Annotated in this window: 13 protein-coding genes and 1 riboswitch; of the genes, 4 read left to right on the forward strand and 9 right to left on the reverse strand. The window is 64.3% G+C overall.

The features are described 5' to 3' along the window. The first annotated feature begins 8 nt into the window (after positions 1-8). The 3 genes from J2W14_RS20140 (at position 9) to J2W14_RS20150 (ending at position 2,647) form a co-directional block, all read left to right on the forward strand. Positions 9-1,181 (forward strand): Gfo/Idh/MocA family protein, encoded by a 1,173-nt coding sequence (locus J2W14_RS20140; protein ID WP_307465855.1) that lies wholly within the window; start codon positions 9-11, stop codon positions 1,179-1,181. An 88-nt stretch (positions 1,182-1,269) separates the two neighbouring features. After that, positions 1,270-1,593 (forward strand): putative quinol monooxygenase, encoded by a 324-nt coding sequence (locus tag J2W14_RS20145; protein ID WP_307465857.1) that lies wholly within the window; start codon positions 1,270-1,272, stop codon positions 1,591-1,593. Positions 1,594-1,645: 52 nt separating this feature from the next. Continuing rightward, positions 1,646-2,647, forward strand: a complete 1,002-nt coding sequence (locus J2W14_RS20150; RefSeq protein WP_307465895.1) for a sugar phosphate isomerase/epimerase family protein — start codon at positions 1,646-1,648, stop codon at positions 2,645-2,647. A 472-nt stretch (positions 2,648-3,119) separates the two neighbouring features. Here J2W14_RS20150 and J2W14_RS20155 read toward each other — a convergent pair whose 3' ends face one another. The 9 genes from J2W14_RS20155 to J2W14_RS20195 form a co-directional block, all read right to left on the reverse strand. Continuing rightward, a complete protein-coding gene (locus J2W14_RS20155) occupies positions 3,120-4,196 on the reverse strand; it encodes a maleylacetate reductase (protein ID WP_307465859.1) in 1,077 nt (358 codons plus the stop codon). A gap of 196 nt (positions 4,197-4,392) precedes the next feature. After that, positions 4,393-6,009: a 4-hydroxyphenylacetate 3-hydroxylase family protein gene (locus J2W14_RS20160; RefSeq protein WP_307465861.1), complete on the reverse strand. Its 1,617-nt coding sequence runs from the start codon at positions 6,007-6,009 to the stop codon at positions 4,393-4,395. A gap of 69 nt (positions 6,010-6,078) precedes the next feature. Further along, positions 6,079-6,660 (reverse strand): flavin reductase family protein, encoded by a 582-nt coding sequence (locus tag J2W14_RS20165; protein WP_307465863.1) that lies wholly within the window; start codon positions 6,658-6,660, stop codon positions 6,079-6,081. Positions 6,661-6,798: 138 nt separating this feature from the next. Then, a complete protein-coding gene (gene catA, locus J2W14_RS20170; RefSeq protein ID WP_307465866.1) occupies positions 6,799-7,647 on the reverse strand; it encodes a catechol 1,2-dioxygenase in 849 nt (282 codons plus the stop codon). Between the two features lie 197 nt (positions 7,648-7,844). Continuing rightward, complete coding sequence (gene catC / locus J2W14_RS20175) at positions 7,845-8,123, reverse strand: muconolactone Delta-isomerase (RefSeq protein WP_307465868.1); 279 nt, start codon at positions 8,121-8,123, stop codon at positions 7,845-7,847. A gap of 52 nt (positions 8,124-8,175) precedes the next feature. Next, entirely contained in the window at positions 8,176-9,276 is a 1,101-nt protein-coding gene (locus J2W14_RS20180) for a mandelate racemase/muconate lactonizing enzyme family protein (RefSeq protein ID WP_307465870.1), read from the reverse strand. Then, complete coding sequence (locus J2W14_RS20185) at positions 9,273-10,196, reverse strand: LysR substrate-binding domain-containing protein (protein WP_307465872.1); 924 nt, start codon at positions 10,194-10,196, stop codon at positions 9,273-9,275. Before J2W14_RS20185 ends, J2W14_RS20180 begins: the two co-directional genes overlap by 4 nt. A gap of 266 nt (positions 10,197-10,462) precedes the next feature. Next, positions 10,463-12,322: an FAD-dependent oxidoreductase gene (locus J2W14_RS20190; protein WP_307465875.1), complete on the reverse strand. Its 1,860-nt coding sequence runs from the start codon at positions 12,320-12,322 to the stop codon at positions 10,463-10,465. A 194-nt stretch (positions 12,323-12,516) separates the two neighbouring features. Further along, the gene (locus J2W14_RS20195; protein ID WP_307465876.1) at positions 12,517-13,629 is read right to left on the reverse strand and encodes an AraC family transcriptional regulator; all 1,113 of its coding nucleotides are present in this window, start codon (positions 13,627-13,629) and stop codon (positions 12,517-12,519) included. A 296-nt stretch (positions 13,630-13,925) separates the two neighbouring features. Continuing rightward, a riboswitch (cyclic di-GMP riboswitch) is annotated at positions 13,926-14,000 on the forward strand. Positions 14,001-14,326: 326 nt separating this feature from the next. Between J2W14_RS20195 and J2W14_RS20200 the strand changes: the two genes are divergently transcribed. Next, on the forward strand, positions 14,327-17,146 hold the full coding sequence (locus J2W14_RS20200) for an EAL domain-containing protein (RefSeq protein ID WP_307465878.1): 2,820 nt from the start codon (positions 14,327-14,329) through the stop codon (positions 17,144-17,146). The last annotated feature ends 116 nt before the right edge of the window (positions 17,147-17,262 follow it).

The raw sequence follows: 17,262 nt of genomic DNA on the forward strand, positions 1-17,262 counted from the left end.
AAGTTCCAATGCAGAATCTCAACGTAGGCCTCATCGGAGGCGGTTTCATGGGCAAGGCCCACTCCCTCGCGTACGCCGCCATGCCGATGTTCTTCTGGCCCGCCCCCGCCATGCCGGTGCGAAAGGTGATCGCTGAAGCCACAGATGAGCTCGCCGGGGAGGCCGCTCGCCGCTTCGGCTTCGAAAAATCCACCTCCGACTGGCGAAGCATCATCGACGATCCGGACATCCATGTCGTCGACATCGCAACCCCGAACCACCTTCACGCCGAGATCGCCATTGCGGCTGCCGAGGCCGGCAAGCACATTATCTGCGAGAAGCCCCTGGCGCGGACCGGTGAGGAGTCGAAGGCAATGTACGACGCGGTGAAGAACACCGACCTCGTCCACATGGTTGCGTTCAATTACCGTCGCACGCCGGCAGTCGCACTGGCCAAGAAGTACATCGAAGAAGGTGCCATCGGCCGGGTCATCAGCTTCCGCGGCACCTACCTCCAGGACTGGAGCGCAGACCCGAACTCCCCCCTCTCATGGCGCTTCCAGAAGTCGATCGCAGGATCCGGCGCCCTGGGCGACATCGGAACCCACGTGATCGACATGGCACGCTACCTCGTCGGCGAATTCAGCTCGGTCAACTCCATCATGTCCACCTGGATTCCGGAACGGCCGCTGCAGTCCGGCGGTGCTGACAAACTCGGTAACGTCTCCGGGGGCGAAGGCCCGCGCGGCGCCGTCGACGTCGACGACGAGGTCCTGACCATGGTCAAGTTCGCAAACGGCGCCATCGGATCCATCGAAGCCACCCGCAACGCCCACGGCCGCAACAACTTCCTCACCTTCGAAATCCACGGCTCCGAGGGCAGCATCGTCTTCAACTATGAGCGCCGCGACGAGCTCCAGGTCGCCTTCGCCGGCGATCAGGCCGACCGTAAGGGGTTCCGGACCGTCTACACCGGCCCTGCCACCCCCTATGGCGAAGGTCTGTGGCCCATCCCTGCCTTGGGTATTGGCTACGGCGAAACCAAGATCATCGAAGCCTACGACTTCTTCAAGGCAATCGCCGAAGGCGGCAGCGTCAGCCCGAACTTCGCGGACGGCTACCAGACGGCGCTGATCGATGACGCCATCATCGATTCCGCGGAAACCGGCGCCTGGGTGGATGTAGCCAAAATCGACTCCTAACGGACTCACCGCACGGCAGGTGCGCCGCTTCGAAAGGGGCGCACCTGCCGGGCGCAGACCTTTGCGATCACAACGAGAGGGAACCCTGATGACCGATGCCGTACCCGGTGCGCCGTCCACCACCGCTGTCCATCTGATTCCGGTGTTCGAAGCCAAACGCGGCTTCGAACACGAGTTGGCGCGGCTCCTGTCTGATCTTCAAACTGCCAGCCGCCTTGACGACGGCTGCTTGGAATACTCGGTCTTCAACGACGCGGAGGCACCGGGCACGTTCCTGCTTTACGAAAAGTGGACGAGCAGTACGGCCTTGGACGTCCACAATGAGCAGCAGCACGTCAAAGACTTTCTCGTAGCCGCACAACAGGTCATGGCCCGGGACCTCAGGGTGCACCGTCTCGACCCTCTTTCGTAGCTCCCTCCCCCTCACTCAATACTGGCTGCACCCATCAATGAAGGAGCCTGACATGGCCCGCCCGTACACCCTGTTCACCGGCCAGTGGGCCGACCTGCCGTTCGAGGAAGTCGCGCGCCTGGCCTCCGGCTGGGGCTACGACGGCCTGGAAATCGCCGTCTCCGGGGACCACCTGGACGCCTGGCGCTGGGACGAACCCGGCTACGTCGAGGCCAAGCTCGCCGTCCTGGAGAAATACAATCTCAAGGTCTGGGCCATCTCCAACCACCTCAAGGGCCAGGCCGTGTGCGATGACCCGATCGATTTCCGCCACGAGGCCATCGTCGGGGCCAGGGTCTGGGGCGACGGCGACCCGGAAGGCGTCCGCACCCGCGCGGCCGAGGAAATGCAGCACACCGCCCGGCTCGCCCGCGCCCTGGGCGTGGACACCGTCGTCGGGTTCACCGGCTCCTCCATCTGGCAGTACGTCGCGATGTTCCCGCCCGTCCCGGAAAAGGTCATCGAGGCCGGCTACCAGGACTTCGCCGACCGCTGGAACCCCATCCTGGACGTCTTCGACGAATGCGGCGTCCGCTTCGCCCACGAGGTCCACCCTTCCGAGATCGCCTACGACTACTGGACCACCGTCCGGACCCTCGAGGCGATCGGCCACCGCGAGGCGTTCGGGCTGAACTGGGACCCCTCCCACTTCATGTGGCAGGGCATCGACCCGGTCTCCTTCATCTGGGACTTCAAGGACCGGATCTACCACGTCGACTGCAAGGACACGAAGCTGCGCCCCACAGGCCGGAACACCGTGATGGGCTCCCACCTGCCCTGGGGCGACCCGCGCCGGGGCTGGGACTTCGTCTCCGCCGGCCGCGGCGACGTCCCCTGGGAGTCCTCCTTCCGCGCCCTGGCCGCGATCGGCTACGACGGCCCCATCTCGATCGAATGGGAGGACGCCGGGATGGACCGGCTCCACGGCGCCCCCGAGGCCCTCGCCAACCTCAAAAAGTACGACTTCCCGGCGTCGAACACCTCCTTCGACGCCGCCTTCAGCGCCAAGGACTAAAGTCATGACCGTTCACTCTCGCATTTCGGCGGGAGAGGTCTTCCAGTATTTCGTGACTCGTCACCGTTGACCCGGGCCCGGCTTTCAGCCCTGACAGGCCTTACGGCGCGCAGCCTGTCGCACTGCCTCATCCCATGCCGAATCGGACATGGCCAGCAGGCCACGCTCAACGATCGGCCGTTCCTCGTCAGTCATGCCGGCAACGACCGTGTCGGCGCCTCAAAGCCATAGTTAAAAGTAGTGCAGACGGCTTTGCGACAGATCGCCTGTTGTTCAGGCGGGTTTGAACAGACGCGTGTTCAAACCCGCCTGCACAACCCCCGGGCTACCGCGGATGCCGTGCAGACGACTTCGAAATGCGACATCCTCGGCATTCCTTACGCAACCTCAAAGCGGCCCGACTGTCTCAGTAATCGATCGTTTTAAGGAATCCGGGTGGGACGTGCAATGGCCTAGCCAGGGATCGAGGAGGTCAGGGTTCGAGGAGGCCCCGGGGGTCTTCGCCGCTCAGTGCTGCCTGGAGGAGGCGGGTGAGGTTCTCGGTAGTGACGGGGCGCGGGTTCGATGCCGGTACGGTCGGCTGGACGACGGCGGCGGCTTCGGCGACCCCGTCCGCGGCAAACCCGTAGTCAGACAGAGCTTTGGGTGCGTCCAGGCGTTTGCGGAGTTCCTGGAGTCCGGTCAGTGCGTCGGCAGTGCCGAACGCTGCGGCGATGCGAGCTTCGGCGTCGGAAGCATAAGGGGCGTTGAATGCGAGAACGTAGGGCAGTACGGTGGCGTGGGTCTGGGCATGGGGGAGATTAAAGGTGCCGCCCAGGACGTGGCAGATTTTGTGGTGCAGCCCGGCGCCGGCGGACGCGAACGCGACGGCGGAGAGGTAGGCGCCGTACAGGGCCTGCTCGCGCCCCTCGGCACCTGCGGGGTCTTCGGTGATGAGGGGCAGGCCGTGGCTGAGGGCGCGGATGCCTTCGGCGCCGAGCGCTGCGTTGATGGGGTCGGCGCGGGGGGCCCACATGGAGTCGATGCAGTGAGCAATGCCGTTCAGGCCGGAGGCCACGGACATGGCCACGGGCAGGGCCAGCGTCAGTGCCGCGTCGTAGATGACGGTGACGGGCAGGACGGCATCGTCCACTCCGGTGGTTTTTCGAGATGCTTCGGTTAGGCCCCACACGTTGGTGGCTTCCGAGCCGGCATAGGTGGTGGGCACGGCAATGATCGGCAGGCGCAAGGTCATCGCGATCGCCTTAGCGAGTCCCGTCGTCGAGCCCCCGCCCACACAGACGAGCAGGTCGATGCCGTGCTCGCCTGCTGCGGCGCGGGCCTTCTCTGCGGTTTCGATGGGCACGTGCATCGCCACGTCGTGGTGCCACAGCGCCACCTCGACGTCGGCGGCCACCGTACATGCCGTCTTCCTCACGCGCTCCGAAGTGATCACCATCAGGCGCTGCGCACCCAGGCGGGCCACTTCGGAGGCGAGGCTCGCAGCGGCGGCGCCGGTGCCGAAAAGGACACGCTGGCCCAGGGTCACATGCTCAAAAGTCAGGCCCATAGTCAGTCCTCCCGGTTCACGATTGCGGCTTCGATGTCTTTCACACGGGATGCAAGGCAGTCCCCCGGCGCGGGCAGATCGAAGTCGGTACGCCGTGTGGATTGTCGGGTCTTTGTCGTCTGCGGCCAGCGATGCCTCATACCGGGTGAGCGGCGCTCCCTATGTTGGACTGGGAGCGCCGCTTATTCGGAAGTGATTAGCTGCGCTTGAGGAACAAGCTGACGTCGTCGTTGCTGATCAGGTCGGGCACGGTCCAGCCGTCCAGGTCGTATTCGGCGAGGCACTGGTCCGCGAAGCCCTTCATGTAGTCCGTGGTGCCCTGGGCCTGCGCGGCGAAGAGGATCTCGGCCTTTACGTTCTCGTGGTTGCCGGAGTAGTTCCGCTCGTAGAGTTCATGCCGGCCGCCAAACTCGGTGCCGATCGAGTCCCAGAGCAGCTTCATCAGCTTCACCCGGTCCACGGCCTCGACGCCGTCGGAGCCGCGGATGTACTTGTCCAGGTAGGGCCGGATTTCCGGGGTCTTGAAGTCCAGGGCTGACGAGTTCAGGTAGATCAGGCCGGATGCGACGTCCTGTTCGATGATTTCCTTGATCCGCGGGTAGCCGATGGACATGAACATCCGGTAGGACAGTCCGTAGTCGAGCTTGGGCAGCACGGTGCCGTTGGGGCCCTGGTCGGGGTTCAGGGTCATGCCGTCGATCAGCGCGTAGAACATGTTGCGCCAGCCCAGGACCTCGCCCACCCGGGTCTGGACGCCGCGGAAGTCCTGCGTTCCGGCGACTTCCAGGGCCTTCATCAGCAGCCCGGCGATGAAGTCGAGCTTGGTGGCGAGGCGGATCACACCCTGGAAGGTGAAGCGGTTGATGAAGCCGGTCTGCGGGAAGAAGTTGTTGACCTTCTCCACATCCCCGTAGGCGAAGACGTTCTCCCACGGGATCAGGACCTTATCGAAGATGAAGACCGAGTCGTTCTCGTCCATCCGGCTCGAGAGCGGGTAGTCGAACGGGGTGCCCATCACGGCGGCCTGGTGGGCGTAGGAGGCCCGGCTGATCAGCTTCACACCCGGCGCGTCCATCGGCACCGTGCAGATCAGCGCGAATTCCTTGCGCTTGATCGGCAGGCCGTAGTGCGCGATGAAGTTGTAGTTGGTGATCGCGGAACCGGTCGCGACAACTTTAGCGCCGGAGACGATCAGGCCCGAGCCAGTTTCCTTCTCGACCTTCATGAACACATCGCCGACCTGGTCCGCCGGGAGGTGCCGGTCCACCGGCGGGTTGATGATCGCGTGGTTCCAGTACAGGACCTTCTCCTGCGATTCCTTGTACCATCGCTTGGCGTTCTCCTGGAACGGCTCGTAGAAGTCCGTGTTGCCGCCCAGGGTGCCCAGGAACGCCGCCTTGTAGTCCGGTGAGCGGCCCAGCCAGCCGTAGCTCATCCGGGACCAGGTCTCGATCGCGACGCGGTCCTTCTTCAGGTCCTCGACGCTGTGCGGGGTGCGGAAGAAGGACATCGTCTTGCCGCCGGACCCGGTGTCCGTGGGCACCATCAGCTTGTCCTGCAGCTCGGGCTTGTGCATCGCGTCGTACAGCCGGGCGGCCATCCGGATCGAGTTCCGGAACGCCGGGTGGGTAGTGACGTCCTTGACACGCTCACCGTAAATCCAGACCTCACGGTCATCCTGCAGAGACTTAATGTACTCATCCCCGGTCATCGGCATCTTCGGATTCGCCGGCGTCGTTCTCTCACTCATCGACGGCGTGGACGACACCGAGGACTCGGTGGCTGGAACTGACTGGTCAACAATTTCGGTCATGATCGTCCCTTTCAGGGGAGGGGTCTCTGAGCGGTGAGGAAATTTCAGAAGTGCTTGGTGTGATCCGGGCTAGTGCGTGGAGCCGTGAAGCGGCTTGAAGGAGCTGGAGCCGGCGAACCAGCCCGATTCGGGGGCGTCGCCGGAGTGATCCCAAGGGGCACCCTCAACGAGCCTGCCGATCTGGCGGAATTTGCCGCCGAAGAACAGGAGCGGTTCCCGCGTGGTGATTTCCATGCCGATGACCTCGCCGACGACGATGATGTGGTCGCCGCCGTCGTAGACGTTCCACGGCCGGCATTCGAGCGTGGCTGCATTCCGGGTCAGCACCGGGACATTGCCGTCCAAGGTCCAATCCGGCTCCTCGTCGAGGACCTTGCCGGCGAAATGCAGGGCCACATCCATCTGTTCGAGGGACAGTATGTTGATGGCGAAGGCGGCACCTTCGAGGTAGCGGGCGGCGCGCGAGGTCCGGGTCAGGGTGACCTGGGCGAGCGGCGGGTCCAGGGAGACGGCGGTGAAGGCATTGACCGTGGCGCCGTGCGGGACACCGTCGTCGGACCGGCACGTCACCACCGTGACGCCGGTGGCAAACGTGCCGAAGGCGTGGCGCAGTTCGCGGGTGTCAATGGCCCCCATGACTTCCTGAGTCATCGACTCCTCCTTTCTGCTTGTGGCCACTACCGTGGCGGCGGCCTAATTTTGGGCGTGCGGCCTTATGGCGGGTACGGGTGGTGTACGGGTTGGGCCCGGGGTCGACAGTGTTCCGGCCCCGGGCCCGGGACTGGAGCTTTAGTCCTGGGGGTCGAGAACGAAGTTGTAGGTGACTTCGCGGCCCCTGCCGTCGGCGCGCTCTGAGGGAGCGAGCACGAGTTCCGGCTTCACGGCAGAGGCGATGTCGTCGGCGACGTGCTCGTCGCCTTCGAAGTAAAGCTGGGTGGTGATGAGCTGGTGCTCCGGCGCTGAAACCTTCAAGTGAAGGTGGGCGGGCCGCCAGGCGTGCCAGCCAGCCGCGGCGATAAGGGCACCGCAGGCGCCGTCGGTGGGGATCTGGTAAGGCGCCGGCTGCATGGTGTTGATCTGGAAGTTGCCCTGGGCATCGGCAACGATGGAGCCGCGGAGGTTCCATTCCGGCAGCCCGGGGGCGAACTGGGAGTAGAAGCCAAGGTCATCGGCGTGCCACAGTTCGATCAGCGCCCCGGCGAGCGGCTCACCGGCGACATTCGTGACCTGACCCTGGAACAGCAGCGGGGTGCCGGGTTCGTCGTCGCGCATCGGCAGCGTGGCCGGGGTGTTCTGCGAGGGGGCGTTAGGGATGTAGTACGGTCCCTCGATGGTGCCCTTGGAACCGTGCCGGTTGGCGTTGGCGACCTCCTCAACTGAGTGTTCCACCCAGACGTCCAGGAACAGCGGCCATTCGCCGTCCTCGCCTACCTGGATAAGCCAGGCCTTGAAGGCGTTGTACTCGTCATAGGTGACTTTCTCATCCAGGACGGTGTCGTTGATCGCCTTGATGATGCGGCCGGCCAGCGTGCTGACGCGTTCCTGGCTCGTGCCGGCGCCGATGTGCTTGTTCTCCCGGAAGCGGGCGGTGGCCCCCGCGCCGGAGGATGCGGCAGTGGCTTGGATTTCCGTTGTCATGGTGACTCCCTTGTCAAAGAATGGTTGCGCCGGAACCTTGGTCAGAAACGTTCGAGGGGTTCCGGTGTGTCGTGTCTGATGCTGCTTAGTGCTGCACATCACATCCGGTGTTGTTTCCACGATATTGCCCTCATTGAGCGAGGGGAAATACCTATTTCCGGATCATTGAAAGCTCTTCGATATGAATGCGGTGCGTGCTATTCGACGGCGGACGGGTGCTTGGCCAGCGGCGTGACGTTGATGTCCATGTACGGGAAGAGCGGCAGTCCGGACAGCAGCGTGTGCAACTCGTCGTTGTCCGCGACGTCGAACACCGAGTAGTTGGAGTACTCGCCCACGACCCGCCACAAGTGCGGCCAGCGGCCGTCGTGCTGGAGCTGCTGGGAGTACTCCCGTTCCTCCGCCTTGATGGCGTCGGCGTGTTCTTTGGGCATATCCGGGGGAATATTGACGTCCATGCGGACCAGGTAGAGCATGAGGTTTTCCTTTCGGTGTGGGGTTTCTGAGGGCAGGTTCGGGCGGACGGACCTAGTCCTGGCGGTACTTCTGCAGCTTGTCGGCGTCGATGGCTGCCCCGACGCCGGGGACCTCGCGGACCCGGATGGCGCCGTCGTTGATTTCGAGCGGCTCCGCAAGCAGGTCATCCGTCATGTCCAGGTAGTTGGAGAGCTCCCCGGCCCGCCGGGAGCTGGCCTCGAAGGCCGCGCCGAAGGTGACCGTGGCGAGGCTGCCGACCTGGGTGTCGATCTGGTTGCCCATCGTGACGTCCACGCCGAGGCCCTCGCAGAGGCCGAGGATCTGCTGGGCCTCGGTGAAACCGCTGCGCGCGGTCTTAATGCAGATCGCGTTGCTTCCGCCGGAGAGCAGTTCCCGGGAGACGTCGCCGAGGGTGGGGACGCTTTCGTCGCCCACGATCGGGATGCTCGAGTGCTGGACCAGCCGGCGCCGTCCCATCGCCTCGGCGGCATCGCACGGCTCCTCCAGCATTGACAGTCCCAGGCCTTCGGTCCGGCGGAGCACCTCCATGGCCTCGTTCGCCGTCCACCCGCGGTTGGCGTCGAGGTAGATCTCGGTGTCCGCACCGAGGCCTTCCCGCAGCACATGGCAGGCCTCGACGTCCAGGGAGAGCGGCCGCCGGCCAACCTTGAGCTTGAAGGTGTCGATGCCGTACGTTTCACGGAACCTCAGCGCTTCCTCGAGGAGCTCGGCGGCGGGCTTGAAGCCCAGCATGTGCGACACCCGCATGCTGTCGCTGAAGCCGCCCAGCAGCTTGTGCACCGGGGTGCCCAGCGAAATCCCGATGACATCCCAGAGTGCGATGTCCAGGGCCCCCTTGGCCGTGGGGTTGTTGACCGTGCGCCGGAGCAGCTGCTGGACCTTGGAGCGGTCCATCGGGTCCATCCCGATGAGCTGCGGGGCAAAGACCTTGGTCACCACCGACACGATCGAATCCTGGGTTTCGCCGTATGTGTAGGGCCGCGGAGGAGTGTCTGCCACGCCGCAGATACCCGCGTCCGTGTGGATCCGGATCAGCACATGTTCCGCGGCGCTCACCTCGCCGCTGGCGAACTTCAGCGGCCGTGCGTACGGGATGGCATAGGGAATGGCCTCGATTCGTGTGATCTTCACGGGGTCTGTCCTTTGGAGGTTGCCGATTTACTTGCGGGGGGCTGCTTGGCGGGGAGGGAATCGAAGAGACCGAGGAAGGCGCGCAACAGCGGCGTTTCCTTGTCGCTGTTCCAGGCCACCGCCAGGTCCATCGGCGGTGGGTTCCGGAGCGGTCGGAAGGCAACTCCCTGGAAGGAATACATCCGCGATGTCATGGGAACGAGTGCTATGCCCATACCGGAGGCCACGAGCGAGAGCAGCGTGGAGGTCTCCTTTGCCTCCTGAACGACCCGGGGCTGGAATCCGGACTTGCGGCAGGCGTCAATAAAGGTGCTGCTGACCGCGGAATAGCTGGGGTATCCGATGAAGCCCTCCTCGGACAGGGCGGCCAGCTCGAGCGTTCCCTTCTCTGCCAGCGGCGAGTCCGCGGGCAAGGCCGCCACGAGCTGGTCCTGTTCCAGCAGCTTCAGGGCGATGGCTCCCGAATGGACAGGTGGGCGGAGGAGGGCAGCATCGAGCCTGCCCTCCTCCAACGCAGCTTCCATCTGCGGCGTCAGCATTTCGCCCTGGACGGTGATGCGGAGCCCGGGCAGGGTGCGTCGCGCGGCCTGGACGATGATGGGCATTAGCCGGTATGTGGCCGTGCCGGTGAACCCTACCCGGAGCACTCCCGTGGCACCTTCGCCAACCTGCTGCACGTCGGATTCCAGGACTTGCAGTTCCTGGAGCAGCACCCGTCCCCGATCCAGCAGGACCTGACCTGCCGGTGTCAGCTCCACTTTCCTGGTAGTCCGGACCATCAGCGGGGTGCCCAACTGTTCCTCCAGCTGCCGGATCTGCTGGGACAAAGGCGGTTGCGCCATATGGAGTCTGGCGGCGGCCCTGCCGAAGTGCCGTTCTTCTGCAACGGCTATGAAGTACTTGAGATGTCGCGTCTCCATTGAGGCCTCTCAGTAGGTCTGCTGGCGCAATGCCATCCAGGAACAAGCGTAAAAGCGCGTATTCGTAGTAAGAAATACCTATTTATCCGTGATTAAGAGCTCTTAGGTCCGAATAAAGCCGATATGCACCGGAGTGAAATGTTGCTCCGGAGGCAGGCCGATGCCGGCCCGCCTCTGGGATGGACAGCGGAAACCTCCCGCCGCGGGAGCAATCCGGCGGGAGCCTCATTCCACATCCGATGCCCCTGTCGCTGAGACTTTCGCTGTCAGCGACCCAGACCGGCGGGTGCGAGAACGGCTTCGGCTTCCTCGGCGAGATCGCAGTCTTCGAGGCCGACGCTCAAGATCTCGGCGAGCACTGCGGTAAGGGCAGCTTTGGGATCCTGAACCATGGAGTGGGCGCGCCAGCCGATGTGCTTGTCCGGGCGAACGAGGATGACACCGTCCTCCTCGACCTCCCGCTGGCGGAGCCAATCCCCGTAGAGGTCCTGGACCTCGCGGCCTTCGCCAATGACCACGGCCTTGAGCTCAATCCCCAGCCGAGCGGCCACATCGACCGCGGCGTCTGCCCACGCCTGACCCGTGATTCCGGTGAAGATGGTGAAACCGGTGCCTTTGGCGATGTCGTGAGTCGAGTACTTGGACTTTGCGTTTCCAAGCCACGCGTGCGGCAACCGGAGGCCCGGGAACGTGGACTTCTGGTGATGCAGCAGTTCGTCCTCGGTCCGCGCAGGCCGCTCACCGCCGTCGGTCACTACAGCCGTTGACTCGTAAAACTGACCGATCTCGGTACCCTGTGCATTGAACTCATAGTCCTTCGCGTCGAGTGCGGCGCGCAGTGCCGTCCGGCGAGCGGCGCCCTCGGACGAGTTTTCCTTGCGAAGCTGGAGCTTCCGGGTGAATTCCTCGTCCGTGGCGGCGTCCGTGACCCCCAGGGCGTCAAAGATCGGCTTGTAGTCGCGGCTGGACTGGTTGGCCCGGTTCACGATCTGCTTGGCCACAGGTGCGCGCTCCGTGGAGTAGGTTTCCAGCAGCTCGGGACCGGCCTGTCCCCTGATTACGGCGGCCAGCTTCCAGGCCAAGTTGTAGGAATCCTGAATGGATGTGTTGGAGCCAAGTCCGTGGCTCGGCGGGTGCTTGTGGATGGCATCTCCGGCGCAGAAGACGCGGCCCTTCTGCAGGTGGGTGGCCCACTGTTCGTTGTTGCCCCACAGCGAGTAGCCCAGGATTTCGACGTCGAGGTCCGCGACGCCCACCAGGTTCCGGATGATCCGGATTGCTTCGGCCTCGTCCAGGACCGGAGGCTCACCGTTGATGTCGAAGCCCCAGCAGATCAGCCACTCATTCCAGGGGCGGACCATGCGGATCAGGCCGGCGCCGAGACCGCCGATGTTTGAGCCCGGGTTGAATACCCAGTACAGGATTGAGGGGCGGTGCTTCACGAGGTGGGTCAGGTCCGCCTTGAACGTGATGTTCATAGAGCCACCAATGTCCATCAGGCCCTCCATGGGGAGCTCGATGTCGGCGGCCACCTTGGAGCGCGCACCATCGGCGCCAACGAGGTACTTCGCCCGGATGGTGTATTCGTGTCCGGTGAGGCGGTTCAACACCTGCACGCTGACGCCGTCTGCGTCCTGCGTATGGGACAGGTACTCAGTGGAGAACTGGACTTGGGTGCCGCGCATCGCCGCGTTCTTGACCATAATCGGTTCCAGCAGTGTCTGCGGAATGTCGCACGGCATGGACGGCGACGCGAGTTCGTAGTCGGCGCGCCGGTCCGGCCGGGCGCCCCAGGTGGGGCGGCGGCCGATTTCCTCTCCGGCAAGGGATTCACAGTAGACCGTGTCACCCATGAGTTCGTGCGGCGTCGCTTCGGCCAGGACCTGCTCCTCGATGCCCGCGTCGCGCAGCACTTCCATGGTGCGCTGGTTGGTGATGTGGGCGCGGGGCGTATGCGCGGTCCAGCGGTACTTGGTGATCATGATGTTCGGGATGCCCTGGTTGGAGAGGAACAGGGACGCAGAACTGCCGGCAGGGCCGGAGCCCACAATTAGCACGTCGGTAGTGACGATGTCTGTACCTTCCGGGCGGGCAGTGGCGGTGATTCCGTCATTGAAAACTGGCATGACAACCTCCATTGGTTGTGGTTTGGACAACATGGTTGGCGCTCGGCCCCGAGGTAGTGAGGCAGCCGAACCGCGCCATCACAAGAAGTGTTGCAGGTCACTGTCGCCCGTGGTGCCGGCAAGAGCTGATAGGTCCGGCGGGTGCTAAAAAGCGTCGGCGCTGTCCTAAAACAAACCGTTCCTGTTGCCGCGGACTACTCCAGCGGGACGCCTGCCCTGGCCGCCTTGCGCGTCTGCAGCGGCGTGGCGTTGAACCGTTCTTTGAAGGTGCGGGCGAAATAGTTCTGCGACAAGAAGCCGACCCTGGCGGCGATCTCACCGACGCCCAATCCCTCCGCAGCAGGTGATGCGAGAAGAGCCCGGCCGTGATCCAGTCGCAGCCCCAGCACGTAGCGGCCTGGCGTGAGGCCGGCGGCCGCGAACGCACGTCCCAACTGCCGCTCACTGATGCCGACGGCGGCAGACACCTCCGCCGTCGAAAGTGCAGGATCGCCGAGGTGCCGTTCGATGTACCCTTTCGCGGCTGCCAAATAGCCCGCATCACTGCCGGCGATGCCTCCCGAGGCGACCGAGCGAAACAGTTCCAGGACGGTGTCCTCGACGTCATCGGCTGGCTGCTCGGACGCCAGCGCCGCGCGGATCATCCGGGCGAGCTGCTGCGCCTGGGGCCCGGCGCCGGTTCCGAAATCGAAGCGCACTGGACGGTTCAGGGCTGTTCCGCCGGACAGCTCCCGGAAAAGGGGCCGGGGAACGGTGAGGACCAATTCATGAAGCCCCTCGGCGAAGCCGCGCATGAACGGTAGGTCCGCGTCGTACATGATGGCTTGGCCGGGCTTCAGGGACTCGTGGCCGCCGCGGTGGTAAAAGAACGCATCGCCGGCGAGGGCGAAAAAGATAGCCACCACATCGGTGGGGTTCTGCCGGATGAACGATTCCGAACGCTCCACAATCTGGGCCGTTCCCTGTACTTGGGCCAGGCGCAGGGACGGGAACTGGAGATTCACTTCGGCAGCGTGAAGCGGGGACTCATCGATGGTCCGGATATCGAGCGAAATCAGGGCCTTGGCGTTGTGGCTTTCCCACAACCGGACGCGGCTGACGGGCGCGATGCCCTGCGTGGTGAACCGAAAGGTGCGAGGCAGGGCGGGCAGATCGTTCTGCTGACTGGCCATGATTCCGTCAACTCTAGTCTGTCCCAGCCGGTCGCCTCCACTGCCCGCCCGCCCAGGAATAGCGGCCCTTCCTCCTGGAACGCCGGGGGCCAAACTCGGCAAGACCCCGTCCCGGAACACCTCACTGATGCCCAAGCCACGCAGCCGTTGCCAGGCTCAGCCTCGGCAACTTCCGACTCATGGGCCGGCTCTTCACCCAGATCGAAAGGGTCTCAAAGTCAACGAGCTAAACTCGATCACGGACGACGTCGTCGAGGCCGCACGGCCAACCCTCCTCAGTGGAATCAGCCAAAAACCGCCAAACCCGTCAGCTGCCGACTGGCGCAGTCGTTTTGCCCGACATCCACGGGGGTCCGTGGCGGGCCCACGGTGTGTCCCACAAGATTAGCCGGCGTTCATTTGCTAGCATTTCGCTCGATTGAGCATCCGCTCGACGATAAAGGCAAACCCGGTGCGAGCCGGCGACGCAAAGCCACGGGACCCACGAGGTCAGCCGGGCCGCCGAACAGCAAAGGGCCACGGTATGCTCACGATTCCCTAGCACTGCCCTGTCGCGCCCTCGGGCAACGCATCTAAAATTCACTTTCCCCGGCCTAGGCGGCCCAGAGCCAACGTCTCGTTGTCTGCCGGACCCAGTCCCCGTTGAGGCAAGTTGCCGCCCCTGCACGCGATCAGCTTCATGTGCCGACGTGCCCGTGCTGTGGCCTGAATCTGCCGTGGCTTTCTGAATTATCCTGCCCAACTATCTGTCTGAGGTGTCATTTTCATGCCTGTAATCACCCGTGTGGTGCCCGGTACGTCAACGGTGACGACGCGGGTCTTGCTGCACGTCGTGGCCGAGGAGGTCGGCGCGGAGGGTGTTGATCGTGTCCTGGAGCGGGCGGGGCTGCGTGAGCAGGCGGTGCAGCTGGTGAGCGTGGGGGGAAGGATTTCCTACCCTGACAAGCTTCGGCTCTTCGAGTCCGCCGCGGCCGAGCTTGCCGATCCCCGGATCGGGCTCCGTCTGGGCCCGGCGTCTTTCCGGGATCCTGCAATCGAGCCTTTGCGAAGGCTGGGCAGGGCAACCGGATCTCCCGCAGCCGCGTACCGCGGGATTTCCCAGTTTGCCACCCGTCTTGATTCCGCCGCCGTATTCACGTGCGACTGGGCAGGGCAAAGCTCGGCATCGCTTACTCGGAAGGTGCTCCCGCCCCACAGTCCCAGCCGAGTGGACTGCGACTACAACGTCGGCTTCCTCGCCCAAATACCTGTGCTCTTTGGATTAGCGCCGGCACGCGTGGAGCATGGCACGACCTGCCAATTCGACGGCGGCCCGGAGTGCATCTACGACGTGACATGGACCGCACCGCCGCTTCAGCGTCTGCGCTTCCTGCTGGGCAAGCTCAAGGCGGAGAAACCGTCGACCGGACGGCGATCAACCGCTGAGCACCGGCTACGCACGCTGGAGGGGGCAGCTTCGGATCTGGTCAGCACCGCGCCTCTGGAGGAGGTGCTCGACCGGGTTTTGGTGCGCGCGGACAGCGCCGTGCACGCGCCAGGACATATGTTGGCCGTCCGACTCCCGGCGGGAGGACGCCATGTACGGATTCGCGGTACGGGCTCCGTGCTGGCGGCCGAGCTCGAAGACGACGGAGTAACTCTGTCCAGGGGCTCCGGCGCCCTGGCGGGGTTGCCGGTGCTGAGCGTTCCTGTCGCCTCTTCGAAGCATTTCTATGGTGTTCTGGCGGCGGTGGCACATAAGGGGCAGGAATTCTTTCCAGGAGATACCGAAGCCCTGGCCGCTTACGCACGGCACGCCGCCATCAGTCTCGACATTGCCGGGGTGGTCGCCGAAGCCCGGGAACACGGCGAAACGGCGCAGCTGCTGCTCGACGTCTCACGCGCGCTGGCACAGCATTCCACGGTGCAGGCACTCGCCGGTTCGATCGCCAAGGCGGTGCCTGCTCTTTCGGGGGCCGACCGCTCCGCGATTGCGCTCTGGGATCACGAAGAAGGTCACCTCAGGATCGCCGGGATGAGCGGCTGGCACGGCGATCTGGCGGACCAAGTCGCCAATTTTCAGACCACCCCACAGGACAGCCCGGAGCTTTCCGAGTTGCTCACCAGCGGCGTTCCGCTCCTGCTGGACGGGAAGAGCTCGGCGTGGGCTCGGAAAATGCTCGCCGACTTCGCCATCACGGCCCTTGCAGCAGTACCGATCATGGCCGGGAACCAGCTCACAGGAGTCGTGCTCGCGCACTGGGTGGAGCAGTCTCCGGGAAGTCTGGAGGGCGCCCTCACCGAACGCCTGGGCGGGCTGGCAGGTCTGGCCGCGGTGTCCCTGGAGAAGATTCGGCTGCTAGAGGACGCCCGCAGGCAGGCTTTGCATGACCCGCTGACCGGGCTCCCCAACAGGGCGCTGCTGGAGAACCGTCTGGAAACTGCACTGGCTCAGGCCGGTCCGAATGGACGTCGGGTGGGTCTGCTCTTCTGCGATGTTAACCGGCTAAAGCGGATCAACGATAGCCTCGGCCACGCCGCCGGTGACAGCGTTCTCCGCCACGTCGCCGCCCGGCTCAGAATCGCTGTGCGCGACAGTGACACGGTCGCCCGCTACAGCGGCGACGAGTTCGTCATACTCCTGCCCGGCATCCAAAACCCGTTGGAAGCTGACCACGTAGCCGCCAGGGTCCGGACCAGCCTTGCCGAGCCCGTCGAGCTTTTGGGCAGGAAAGTCTTTGTTGATGTCGCCATCGGAACGAGTGTCAGCGGTCCCCTCCCGGGCGAGGGGACTGATTCACAGTCCGAATCAGCCCGCCTGCTCCTAGAGAAAGCGGATTTCGAGATGTATCAGTCCAAGGCGCGGGCCCGCGGCCAAACGCCCCCGGGAGTGCAGCGCAAGGACTATCTCCGGCTCGAAACGGACCTGCGCGGCGCTGCAGCCCGCGGCGAACTGCGGGTGCAGTTCCAGCCCCAAATCGACGTGGCAACACATGCCATCGTCGCCGCTGAGGCTCTCGTCCGATGGCACCATCCCGAACTTGGCCTGCTGTCACCTGGGGAGTTCATTCCCTTAGCCGAGGACAGCAATCTGATCGCTGAAGTCGGCGCCCATGTAATCACCCAGGCCTGCCGCGCCGGCGCCCATTGGCGGGCTGCTGGATATCCGATCGAAATTGCTGTCAACGTGTCGGCAGTCCAGCTCGGTAGCACGGGATTCCCGGCGTTTGTCCGCGATACCCTGGCTCGGACCGGGTTGCCGGCAGCAGCGCTCACCCTGGAAGTCACCGAGTCTCAGGCAATGTCCGAATCAACGGTGAACGACGACAACCTGCGCGACCTGCGGTCCGCCGGTGTTGCAATTTCGATCGATGACTTCGGCACCGGATTTTCCTCCCTGGCCCAGCTGCACCGGCTCCCGGTCACGGAAGTCAAGATCGACAGGTCGTTCACCTCACGGCTCGCGGAGGGCGGATCCTCCGGTTTCGTCGCCGGTATTGTCGGACTTGGCCACGGGATGGGACTGCGCGTTGTCGCCGAGGGTGTTGAAACACCAGAACAGCTGGACGCACTGCGTGCCATGGGCTGCGAACGCGCACAGGGATTCCTGCTCGGAAAACCCGTGGATGCATCTGTCCTCGAAGAGCAACTCCGCGCCGGCAGGCGCCATTGACTACGTTTTCGTCAGGGTACCCACGTCCGAAACGCCCTTGGACCGTTCCCGTGGGGTCTTTCGTTTTCAAAGATCCCCGCTACAGCCAAGGAATCCTCACCTATCCCTTCCGATAG

The organism is Pseudarthrobacter oxydans, from assembly GCF_030812335.1.
In the GTDB taxonomy this organism is placed as follows: domain Bacteria; phylum Actinomycetota; class Actinomycetes; order Actinomycetales; family Micrococcaceae; genus Arthrobacter; species Arthrobacter oxydans_B.

Coding starts and splice junctions, on each gene's coding strand:
- catA (WP_307465866.1), bottom strand. CDS start 7,647: ATGACAACGGAAATCCAAGCCACTGCCGCATCCTCCGGCGCGGGGGCC.
- J2W14_RS20140 (WP_307465855.1), top strand. CDS start 9: ATGCAGAATCTCAACGTAGGCCTCATCGGAGGCGGTTTCATGGGCAAG.
- catC (WP_307465868.1), bottom strand. CDS start 8,123: ATGCTCTACCTGGTCCGCATGGACGTCAATATTCCCCCGGATATGCCC.
- J2W14_RS20165 (WP_307465863.1), bottom strand. CDS start 6,660: ATGACTCAGGAAGTCATGGGGGCCATTGACACCCGCGAACTGCGCCAC.
- J2W14_RS20185 (WP_307465872.1), bottom strand. CDS start 10,196: ATGGAGACGCGACATCTCAAGTACTTCATAGCCGTTGCAGAAGAACGG.
- J2W14_RS20145 (WP_307465857.1), top strand. CDS start 1,270: ATGACCGATGCCGTACCCGGTGCGCCGTCCACCACCGCTGTCCATCTG.
- J2W14_RS20155 (WP_307465859.1), bottom strand. CDS start 4,196: ATGGGCCTGACTTTTGAGCATGTGACCCTGGGCCAGCGTGTCCTTTTC.
- J2W14_RS20150 (WP_307465895.1), top strand. CDS start 1,646: ATGGCCCGCCCGTACACCCTGTTCACCGGCCAGTGGGCCGACCTGCCG.
- J2W14_RS20190 (WP_307465875.1), bottom strand. CDS start 12,322: ATGCCAGTTTTCAATGACGGAATCACCGCCACTGCCCGCCCGGAAGGT.
- J2W14_RS20160 (WP_307465861.1), bottom strand. CDS start 6,009: ATGACCGAAATTGTTGACCAGTCAGTTCCAGCCACCGAGTCCTCGGTG.